Origin of the sequence: Micromonospora sp. ATA51 (assembly GCF_016802855.1) — a bacterium.
GTDB lineage: Bacteria > Actinomycetota > Actinomycetes > Mycobacteriales > Micromonosporaceae > Micromonospora > Micromonospora sicca.
Map to the genome: position 1 here is coordinate 1 of NZ_JAEVHJ010000471.1, position 3,727 is coordinate 3,727.

The 3,727-nt window shown below is 66.8% G+C and carries 3 protein-coding genes; 1 reads left to right on the plus strand and 2 read right to left on the minus strand.

Annotated elements, in window-relative coordinates; translation table 11 throughout:
• Positions 1 to 1,169, plus strand: a 1,169-nt coding sequence (locus tag JNW87_RS36095) for a discoidin domain-containing protein (RefSeq protein ID WP_238455248.1), incomplete at its 5' end; no start/stop codon positions are given.
• Positions 1,170 to 1,561: 392 nt separating this feature from the next.
• Here JNW87_RS36095 and JNW87_RS36100 read toward each other — a convergent pair.
• A complete protein-coding gene (locus JNW87_RS36100) occupies positions 1,562 to 2,041 on the minus strand; it encodes a GNAT family N-acetyltransferase (RefSeq protein ID WP_109805793.1) in 480 nt (159 codons plus the stop codon).
• Positions 2,042 to 2,188: 147 nt separating this feature from the next.
• A complete protein-coding gene (locus JNW87_RS36105) occupies positions 2,189 to 3,493 on the minus strand; it encodes an MFS transporter (RefSeq protein WP_238455249.1) in 1,305 nt (434 codons plus the stop codon).
• Positions 3,494 to 3,727 lie beyond the last annotated feature (234 nt).

The following is a 3,727-nucleotide window of genomic DNA, read 5'->3' on the forward strand; positions in this document are numbered from 1 at the left end:
GTGACTGGGCAAAGGGTGTCATCCGCTGGAACATCGCCCTGGATCAGAACAACGGACCGACCAACGGCGGCTGCCCGACCTGCCGCGGCGTCGTGACGGTCGCGCAGGACGCTGCCGGCCACTGGTCGTACACCAAGACCGTCGACTACTGGGCCCTCGGTCACGCCAGCAAGTTCGTGCGTCCGGGCGCCCGCCGGGTGGCGTCCAACTCCCTTGGGGCCGGTGACGTGCAAGACGTCGCCTTCGTCAACCCCGATGGCTCCACGGCGCTGGTCGCGTTCAACTCCGCGAACAGCCAAAAGACGTTCCGCGTGCAGTGGGGCAACAAGTGGTTCACCTACAGCCTTGCCGGCGGGGCGGCGGCCACGTTCACCTGGGCCGGCACCCAGCATGGCACCGTGGACCCAGCCGCGATCGGCTCGGTTGACATTCCGCTCGAGAACCCGAACGGGACGCGAGCGCTGATCAGTTACGACGCTGGAATGCTGGCTCACCAGGCTCAGGTGCGGGTCGGCAACCAGTGGCTCGGCTACACGCTCCCCGCCGGCGCGTCGCTCACCCCTCCGACGACCGCAGTGCCGTTGCCGCGTGGCGCGTGGACGGTGTCGGCATCGGCGAGCAATGCCACCGAGCCACCTGATAAGGCGATCGACGGCGACCCAGCCACGCGGTGGAGCACGGGCCGCGGCATGCGGCCCGGCGACTGGTTCCAGGTCGACCTCGGCTCGGAGCAGACGTTCAACCAGGTCGTCCTGGACACGACGGGAAGCAGCGGCGACTCCCCGCGGGGGTACGAGCTCTTTGTGTCCAACGACGGCACGAACTGGGGCCAGCCGATCGCGACCGGACCGGGCAGCCCGGTGGCCAAGATCCTCATACCGCAGGTCACGGGCCGCTACATCCGGGTGGTGAACCAGGGCGATGCCGGCAACTGGTGGTCGATCCACGAGCTGAACGTGCTCGGGCCCGCCGGTCCGGCGAGCGTGGCGGCAGGCTCGGACAGCGGCGTTCAGCGCAAGACGGCCGTGCTGCCCGACGGCACACAGCTTCTCGTCGTGTATAACTCGGGCCGCTCGGTCGCCACGTTCGACGTGCCGTGGGGAGACACGACCTACGCCTACCGCCTGCCGGCCGGCGCCGCCGCGATTTTTACGACGCGCCAAGGCTAATCGGTGGCGCTGTGCCGGCCAGAGCATCCCTGGCCGGCACAGCGTCGCGGCTGTCCCTCGCCAGTAGAACTGAGGCACGGATGCGGCCCTGACCAGCGGTGCCTCAGGTTTGGCGGCGAACTATGCCGGGTTCGATCGTCGAACCTGAGGCAGCTCAGCAGATTTGCAGATCATCACCCAGAAGGAGGCGTGAACCGAACAACAAACGCCGACGCGGTCCCGCAACACTTTCAAACCGAACCAGCGGCACCCGCTTCTTGAGGTTCGGACGTCGTGCGCCTGCTGGTTCGGCAAGCCTCCGCGATCCGCTGCTCTGAAGCCCGCAGCAACCGCGGACCGCACTACTCACGGCTAGATCAGGGCACCGGCGGCGCAAACAATCTGGCTCTTGGTCAATTGAGTGATTTACGCATCTGCTGTGTCACGACGCGGTAGCCGGAAGTCTCATACAGCCGGATCGCGCGGGCGTTGTCGCCGAAGACGTTGAGCTCAAGGCGACCCAGGCCACGGGAGCGCACGGCGTCCTCGGCAGCAGCTAGGAGCGCGCGTCCGTAGCCGGCTCCGCGGTACGCCTCATTGATTTCGATGTCGTAAATGAACGCGCAGTCGGGCGCACCGCGCGGGTGCGTCAAGCCCAGCCACGACACGCCAACACATGTGCCGTCGGGAAGCGCGGCCCTCAAGAACAGCATTCCGGCAGTCGCAAAACCATCCGGCAACAGGACGTCGTTTGCCTTGGTGGCCAACTCGATGGCCTCGTCCGCGGGCCAGTTACCGGCTGTTACCTGATCATCCGCGAATGATCGGATGGTACGGTCACGCCACTCTTCGAACTCGTTCCTCGTCATGTCCCGTACGATCAACTCAGGCACAGCGTGATGGTCCCACACCGATCGGTGGACGGCTGCCCCCGTTGTCCTCGCGCAAGCACACGTCGGCCGCATGCACTCATCTCGGCAGATCCGCGCACTCGTCGACCGGCATGCCGTGACATTGCGTAACGGGCGGATCGTGGCAGATCAGTACCCGTGATCATGTGTCGCATTTGGTGATGGGAGGGTCCGACTCAGGCGGGCGAGCGGGGACAGAGCCATCAGCACGGGTGACAGCATCATGCCGGCGGCCGTGACCAGCAGAGCAGTGCGTATCCCCCACTGTTCTGCGAGGAGGCCGCCGAGCAGCGAGCCGAGTGGCGTCAGGCCCATGCCCGCGAAGGTGATCGTCGCGGCGACGCGGCCTTGCATCGTGTCCGGAGTGAGGGCCTGCCGGACGGCCATGATGGTGACGTTTACCAGTTGGCCGAAGACCCCGAACGCGAGGTTGATCGCGATTAGTGCGGGAAGGGCGGCCACGGAGGTGCCGTGCAGCGCGGGCACGCACAGTAACACGCCGTCACCGATGACGGCCGCCGAGACGAGCACCGTGCCGTAACCGAGGCGGCTCGGGAGTCGGGCGGCGAGCAGGGAGCCCGCGAGCGCGCCTGGCCCTGTCGCGGCAAGCGCCAGTCCGATGGCGGTGCCGGACAGGTGCAGTTCCCGTGGCAGGAAGAGCAGATAGTTGGTCATCATGGCCGCGAAGGACAATTGGAATGTGGCCGAGGCGAGGCACACGGTACGTAGCAAGGTGTCGCCGAAGACGAAGCGGAGCCCCTCGTGGATCTGCCGCCAGATCCGCCGCGGACCGCCCGGGTGCTCCGGAATCGACTCGCGGTGGCGGATACCGGCGATGCCCAGAAACGACACCACGAAGAACAGGGCGCTGAACGCGGCGGCGATCGGCGCCGACAGCAGGGACATCATCGTCCCGCCGAGGGCGGGACCGCCGATCTGAGCCGCGGACCTGCTTCCCTCGATCGCGCTGTTGCCCTGCAGCAGCTCATCGCGCTGCACCAAGCGTACGAGGGAGGCTTGGTAGGCGACGTCGAAGAACACCGACAGGACCCCGATGGCGAACGCGATGGCCAGCAGTGCCGGCAGGCCGAGGCCACCCAAGAGGACGGCCACGGCGGCTCCGCCCAGCGCCAGGGCCCGGCCGAGGTCCGCCAAGGCCATGATGGTGCGAGTCCGCCACCTGTCCACCCAGACGCCGACGAACAGCGTGAGCAGAAGCTGCGGTGCCTGCCCCAACGCGCGAAGGACACCCAGTTGGTCCGCGCCGACGTTGAGCGTCAGGACGGCGATCAACGGCAGGATCACCAGGCTCGCATGCTCGCCCAGCTGTGAGGCCGTCTGGCCTATCCAAAGGCTGCGGAAGTCGGAGTTGCGCCACAGGCCCGGCGTAACGGATCGAGCGGAATCGGAGACGGCGGAGGAACCGGACGGCACAGAGACCCCTTGGATTGCTGCCGACAAGGCGCACCGACCGCCGTACGACAAACGTACTGACGGTGCAGGCCGGGGAAGGCTCGCTGTGCCGCGCGATTCAAGGGCAGCACCCGATGACAGGCCAAATGCGGCCTGAGAGCCTGGTAAATAAGGGTTTCAGGTGTTTTGGTGGCGGGCGAGGCGGCGGGTCATGACGATGATCATGGCCCATTGGACCATCGCGGCGTGGTGGTC